4 protein-coding genes are annotated in these 6673 nt (G+C 66.6%); 1 reads left to right on the top strand and 3 read right to left on the bottom strand.

The features are described 5' to 3' along the window. Positions 1 to 633 precede the first annotated feature (633 nt). Positions 634 to 1923: an IS256 family transposase gene (locus ACTMTI_RS53950; RefSeq protein WP_441128877.1), complete on the bottom strand. Its 1290-nt coding sequence runs from the start codon at positions 1921 to 1923 to the stop codon at positions 634 to 636. 1459 nt (positions 1924 to 3382) lie between these two features. Here ACTMTI_RS53950 and ACTMTI_RS53945 point away from each other — a divergent pair. Further along, the gene (locus ACTMTI_RS53945; protein WP_441128876.1) at positions 3383 to 4165 is read left to right on the top strand and encodes a helix-turn-helix transcriptional regulator; all 783 of its coding nucleotides are present in this window, start codon (positions 3383 to 3385) and stop codon (positions 4163 to 4165) included. 20 nt (positions 4166 to 4185) lie between these two features. Here the strand turns inward: ACTMTI_RS53945 and ACTMTI_RS53940 are convergent, their stop codons facing one another. Together ACTMTI_RS53940 and nagA are read right to left on the bottom strand one after the other, a co-directional pair. Continuing rightward, a complete protein-coding gene (locus ACTMTI_RS53940; RefSeq protein ID WP_441128875.1) occupies positions 4186 to 5466 on the bottom strand; it encodes a transposase in 1281 nt (426 codons plus the stop codon). Positions 5467 to 5488: 22 nt separating this feature from the next. Beyond that, positions 5489 to 6664 carry an N-acetylglucosamine-6-phosphate deacetylase gene (nagA, locus tag ACTMTI_RS53935; protein WP_441128874.1) on the bottom strand — a complete coding sequence of 392 codons (1176 nt, stop codon included), beginning with the start codon at positions 6662 to 6664 and terminating at the stop codon, positions 5489 to 5491. Positions 6665 to 6673 lie beyond the last annotated feature (9 nt).

Genomic DNA, 6673 nt, shown 5'->3' with positions numbered 1-6673 from the left:
CGGATATGCTTCTGGCTTGCATTGACAGGCAGGACCAAAATCTGGCCCGCCAGCCCAAGAGCTCTGTGTAAAAACAGGTGAGACGCACATCCGTTGGATCCTGCGCCGTTACTACCAGGCCCCTTGTGGCGCCACTGGCGCGGAGCGACGGTACGGGTAGATCGGTGAACTGGCGGGCGAGCGCGTCCCTACGCCCAGCGTTGCCAGCGGTCCGGTGTCCATCCTCTGCCGATGATCAGGAGGGTGTAGGTCTCGGGCCCGGGGATGGTCGGCGAGATCGGCGGCGATCTCCATGGTGAGGTCCGTTCGCAGGCTCGTCTTGCCCGCCAGAGCGGCGGCGAAAGTGTGTCGCATGGTCTGCCGTTGCTCGACGTTGGTGCGCCACAGCTGGGCAGGTCGGTCAGTGGCCGCGGCACCGCTCGACCTGAGTCATCCTTCGCCGGTTGGGCTGGAAGCTGGGGTATCAGCGATGGATGAGCATTTCGCGCGTGGGATCGGATTGGCTCTCGATGGCCCTACTGCCTTGACCTGGTAATACGCCGTTCCGGGTACGGGAAAGGCCCAGGTTATGTCCAGTTGGCGCCCTGGCGTGGCCCCCCGGTGAGCAATCGTCAAGACCTGTGGATCAAGTTCTTAAGCAGCTGCCGATGAAGGCTGCCCCTCAGAGCGTTCGACGAGTTTGCCGTTGACGAACGTCGCCCCAGCGCGGACCAGCGCGACGAGATGCGGAGCGTTGACCGCGCGCCAGCGAGACTGGGCCGACTCGATCAGCTTGAACGCCATCGCGAGTCCGGCCGCCCGCGAGCCCGGGCCCTTGGTGACCTTGGTGCGGTGCCGGACCGTGGCGAACGTCGACTCGATGGGGTTGGTCGTGCGCAGGTGGATCCAGTGCTCGGCCGGGAACTCGTAGAACGCGAGAAGTGCGTCCAGGTCGTCGGTGACCTTGGCCACGGCCTTGCCATACTTGGCGCCGTAGGCCGATTGGAAGGCCTTCACCGCCTTCAGGGCGTGGTCCTTGTCCTCGGCGTTCCAGATCTCCGCCAGCGCCTTCTTAGCGGCCGGATGCGCTGACTTCGGTAGCGCCCCAAGCACGTTGGCAATCTTGTGAAACCAGCACCTCTGCGCTCTGGCCTGCGGAAACACCTCACCCAGCGCGCCCCAGAACCCGAGCGCACCATCACCGACGGCCAGCACCGGCGCCCGCATCCCCCGCCGCGCGCAGTCACGCAGCAGATCGGCCCACGACTCGGTGGACTCACGGTAGCCGTCGGCCAGCGCGATCAGCTCCTTACGCCCATCGGTACGCACCCCGATCATCACCAGCAGGCACAACCGCTGCTCCTCCAGGCGGACGTTGACGTGAATGCCGTCGGCCCACAGGTAGACGTAGTCGACGCCCGACAGATCACGGCCGGCGAAGGCACGCTGCTCCGCCTTCCACTGCTCGGTCAGCTTCGTGATCACCGGCGCCGACAGGCCGGCCGCCGAGCCGAGGAATTGCCCCAGCGCGGGCACGAAGTCTCCCGAGGACAGCCCGTGCAGATACAGCAGCGGCAACACCTCGGTCACCTTGGGGGTCTTACGGCACCACGGCGGCAGGATGGCGGAGGAGAAGCGTTTCCGCTCGCCAGTGACCTCATCGACGCGCTTGTCGTTGACCCGCGGCGCGCGGACCTCGATCGCGCCCGCCGCAGTGAGAATCTCGCGCGGGGCGTGGTGACCGTTGCGCACGACCAGGCGGCGACCGGCCTCGTCACGCTCGTCGGCGAACGCGGTGATGTAGGCGTCGACCTCAGCCTTGAGCGCTTCGGCGAGCATCCGGCGGGCACCTTCGCGGACGAGTTCATCGATCAGCGCGGCGGAGACCGGGCCGCCGGCCGTGCGGTGGTCGCCGTCGGCGGGGTCAGGGACTACGGTGAGCATCCGGGTGTGCCTTCCCGACCGACGTTGGCGCGTCGGCCATGCGTGAGAGACCTCAAACGATCACCGGGAAGGTACACCCCTTCCCGGCTGATCCACAGGTCTCAAGCATTGCTCCCCGGTCCACTGTATTCCGGTAGTGCCCCTACTGTGCGCGTCTGCCAAGCGGCGGGTTGTCGTTGTTCCTCTTTCGAACGCTATGCATCGTCGCTGCTAATCGGAATAATGTATCGGCAAGAACGGGAGAAGTCGATGGGCATTACAGAGAAGGTACAGAACAGCACCCATGACGCGGGGCGCGTATGCGCCCATGTCAATGAGCTGGTGTCCGAGGTGCACGCCATTCTTGCCCTTGCGGCACGGGAGGCTAACGATCCAGGTGCCGCAACCCACATGGATCAGGTTAGCTTTCTTCTCTCTTTGGTGCGTCTAGCCCTGAATAATGTCCCGTCCGAAGAGCCGTCCAACCGCCATACCTGTACGGGGTGTTACAGCAGCGGCGATGGCGCGGTGTTTTCATGCGCCGAATGCCTACGCTACTTACTGATTGCGTTGGGTGCCGAACCATTCCGAAGAACGGTTGGAGATCAGCCCTCCTGCTCTCAAGCCGATGCGACGGCGCATCATTCGCCGCACTGGAGGACTTCGGCGACCACGACCCGGACGCACGACCCTGCTACGGCGCGTTCTTCGCGGACATAGCCGGGCACGGCACCCTGTTCGCGACCCTGGTCGCCACCCCCGCCGACGGCACCGCCCGCGAATAACTCCGCGAAGCTCTCTCCAGAAAACCCTGCGGTCGATCGAGACAAACCCCGATACGTCGGAGGGCACCGACCTCCGCCATGCCGCCGTATACATCGTATACATCGTCGGTGGCTTGCTCGGCGCGCTCTCGGAATGGCTACACGACCCTGACCCATGCGACTCGCAGGAACTCGCTGAAGGCGGGCCCATCCACCGGGCGGCTGTTCGCGACCATCTCCTCATGACGGTGCCGATGGTCGCGGCGATATCGCCCGTACCCGATGTGGCATCCGAGTTCAAGAGCACTCGGGACGTAAGGGGTCAACTTTCCCCTGGCGTCCGTAGAGCGAGTACTCCACGTGGAACCAGTCGCCAGCAGTTTGCGCCGGTTCCTGGACTTGCTTGCGTGCTGCCACCACAGCGGGGGCCTCGACATCGCGCGCCGACATGGATGTCTCCTTGAGAGTGGGGAGTTGATGGGTGCCACACGGCGGATATGGGCCGCGCCGGGGCGCTGACTGGTCAGAACCTGCGCTCGGTCCCTTACCCGGAACGGCGTAGCAGGCTCGCCTTGGCGCTTTCCTCGTCACGACGAACCCTCGGGGCCGCCTCCACACGGGACGTACTGGACACCAGAGATCGTCCTTCTCGGCGTGGGCTTCTCCACGACCCGCGGGTTCTCCGTTTCGCCCCTTCAGACCGCGCTTTCCGAAAGATGATCACGATGAGTGTTGCTCACGCCTCTACCTTGCCCATCGGCCCCGAGAAGAACCCGCCACTGGGCCGGCTCGACTTGGAGAACATCCTCCTGCGCCCGGCGGTTCGCTGGCAGGGCTGGGCGGCGATCACGCCTGATGGGCTTTACTACGGCGGGCAGATCGGCGCCACGGACATGCATGCTCATCACGCCGCGCAACTCTTGATCGGCGATAGGTTCGTCCTGCGCGACGCGGAGGGTGCCGAACATGTCATGACGGCCGCGCTCATCCCGGCAAACGCGCCCCATGCGATCGTGCACGGCACGGTCGACGGCCTGCTGGCCCTCATCGATCCGGTCCAAGCAGGGCCGATGCTTGATCACTCCTGCCTCTCGTCGGCGGTCGGCTGGCACGTCGATCTGAACGTTCCTGCCGGCCGCGACCTGCCCACGCTGCAGGCGCTGGTCGATCATCTGACGGGGACGGCCACGCCGTGTCCCCGCCATCCCGCGCTGATCCATGCCATCCAGGTCATCGCGGCCATACTCCCCATGCGCGTGCGGCTCGCAGAGGTGGCGTGCGCTGTGAACCTGTCTGAGAGTAGGCTGTCACACCTGTTCACGAGCGAACTGGGACTGCCGTTCCGGCCCTATGTGTTGTGGATGCGGCTGCGGGCGGCGCTGTCGGCGCTGTCGGATGGTGCCTTGCTGACCGAGGCCGCGCACGTCGCCGGATTCGCCGACGCCGCTCACCTGAGCAGAACCTTCCGCCGGATGGGGAGTTTCCCCAAGGCCAGGTAGTTAGCGTTTTCGGGTGCCTGTCAAGGAGGTGGCAGGGTGGGCACGGCGGTGTAGAGGCCCGGGCTGATCTTGTGGATGAGTCCGGTTGCGGACCATCGGGACAGTTGCCGATACATGGTGTTCAGGGTGATATCGCCGAGGTGGCGAGCGATGTCGCGGGCTGGCCAGGGGCGGTCGGGGTCTTGGTGGAGGAGGGCCAGGACCCGTTGTTGTCTACGGCGGTCGGCAGGGGCGATGGGTCGCTCGTCTCGGGATGCGGCAGGCAGTGCGGGCGGGGGCGGCAGGAGGGTGATGTCGAGGCGGGTGATGGCGCGGCTGGTGTCGGGGCGGCCGTCGTCCAGCCGTTCGCCGTAGCGGGAGATCGGTGATTTGACCTTGCGGGTGCTGATTCGTGGGCGTCGTGGTGGGAGCAGCCTGGCCAGTACCCGGCGTCCGATCGTTCCGATGGGGTCGGGAGCTTCGGGCAGGACGCCTTCGGCTTGGATCACCAGGTCACGGGCAGCGTGAAAGGCGATGGTGAACCCGCATCGATCGGGATCGGTTCCGGGGCGGGACTGTGCTGCGTCGACCATGACGGTGCGCAGCAGTTGGTAGAGCGTGAGCAGCGCCCACATCTCCTGCTCGACGCCGACGGGGTCGCCCGACCTCAGCACGCGGCCGCGCAGGATCGTGTGCCGGAGCGCGTAGTAAGCCGATTCGTGTTCCCAGCGCTGGTGATACAAAGAGACCAGGGCGCCGGCGGGGTGGCTGCGGGCATTGGTCAGCGTGGTGACCAGCCGGTAGGAGGCGTCGAAGACGGTGCCGTCAGCGCAGGTCACGGTGATCTGGGCGTCGATGATCCGCACCGGGACCGAGCCGATCACCGACAGGTAGGAGCCGTCGGCCAGGCGGGACAGGACCGGGACGCGGCGGTTGCTGCGCAGGCGGCCGACGACCTGAGCTCCGGCGCCCGCCACCGCGGCGAGGAAGTCGTTGCCATCGAATCCCTTGTCCCACAGCACGAGCATGTCCGACCTCAGCAGATGCAGCAGCCGCTTGGCGTATGCGGTCTCGCCCGTGGCGGTTGGCCCGAAGACCGCGCCGATCATCGCCCGGGTGCCGGTCTCCACCAGGGTCATCAGCTCCAGGTGGGGATAACCGCCATGGGCCAGCCGATCGAGCCAGGCCCGGTTGCGGCTGGTATCGGGGACCTTGAGCGAGCTGCAGCCGTCGAAGGAGACCGTCCGGTAGCGGCCGAACCGCACCCCGGGCGTCGTCGGCCGCGCCAGCGGGCCGCACAGCACCTCGAACAGCGCCTGCATCGGCGCACTGCCCACCTGCGTTTCAGGAAGGAGGAGCGATCCTCGATGCCGGGTTGGCGAACGCTGGTTCTCCGCCGATCCATGTTGCTTTTGTGTCGAGATTGTCGTCCAGCCACACCAGATCGGCATGCGCGCCGACCTTGATGCGTCCAAGGTCTGGGCGGGCGAGCAGATCGGCCGGGCGGGATGTCGCGGCGGCCACCGCGTCCAGCAGTGGCAGGCCCAGCCGGACGGCGTTCGCCAGAGCGTGGTCCATGCGCAGCGTCGATCCGGCGAACGCTCCGTTGGCCAGTGTCGGCGGGCGGCCGCTGTCGGTGTGGATGGATCGGCCACCGAGCTGGTATCGGCCCGGTGCCACGCCCGCCGCCGCCACGGCATCGGTGACGAGGACCAGCCGCTCCCTTGCCATTGCGAAGGCCATCGCTGCGGCTTGGGAGCTGATGTGATGGCCGTCGAGGACGAGGCTGGCGGCTATCCGGGCGTCCACCAGGGTCTGGCCGATGACCCCGGGGTCTCGGTGATGGAACGGCCGTTGCGCGTTGTACAGATGCGTGACCATCCGTACGCCCGCGTCGACGGCGGCGCGTGTCTCCTCCGCGGTCGCGTCCGTGTGCCCGATGGAGACCAGGACGCCTGCCGAGGCGAGCGTTTCGATCGCCGCGAGCGCATGTGGCCGTTCCGGGGCGAGTGTGATCACCGCGAGGGTCCGGGGAGGTGCGGCGGCCAGGAGGGTGCGGATGTGTCCGGGTTCGGGGTCGCAGAAGAAGCCGGCGTCGTGAGCGCCGGGATGCGCCGGTGAGAGGAACGGCCCTTCGAGATGTGCTCCGAGCAGGCGTGCTTGTGTGGTGTACGACGGCGTGTTCATCGCTTTGCCGCACCGGCGCAGGGCCTGTGCCAGGGTCGGTACGGGCGCTGTCACGAACGCGGCCGCGAAGGCCGTCACCCCCGTCTCAGGTAGCCGGCGTGCGATCCGCTGCCAGTCGGCATCGTCGGCGTGCGCGAAATCCGTGCCGTGGTAGCCGTTGACCTGGAGATCGATCAAGCCCGGGATCAGGATTCCGTCGTTGAGCACGAAGTCCGCGCCCGTGGGCTCGCTGTATTCCCGCACCTCGGTGAAACGACCGTCCTCGATCGTCAGGCTCACCGCTGCTTGTTCGCGGCCTTCGGTGATCGCACGTTTGGCGAAGATCTTCCGCATGGGTTCCCT

It is taken from the genome of Nonomuraea sp. H19 (assembly GCF_052068215.1).
Lineage (GTDB): Bacteria > Actinomycetota > Actinomycetes > Streptosporangiales > Streptosporangiaceae > Nonomuraea.
Note: the sequence above shows the minus strand (reverse complement) of the source record. Positions and strands in the feature narration are given on the sequence as shown.

Coding starts and splice junctions, on each gene's coding strand:
- ACTMTI_RS53940 (WP_441128875.1), bottom strand. CDS start 5,466: ATGCAGGCGCTGTTCGAGGTGCTGTGCGGCCCGCTGGCGCGGCCGACG.
- ACTMTI_RS53945 (WP_441128876.1), top strand. CDS start 3,383: ATGATCACGATGAGTGTTGCTCACGCCTCTACCTTGCCCATCGGCCCC.
- ACTMTI_RS53950 (WP_441128877.1), bottom strand. CDS start 1,923: ATGCTCACCGTAGTCCCTGACCCCGCCGACGGCGACCACCGCACGGCC.
- nagA (WP_441128874.1), bottom strand. CDS start 6,664: ATGCGGAAGATCTTCGCCAAACGTGCGATCACCGAAGGCCGCGAACAA.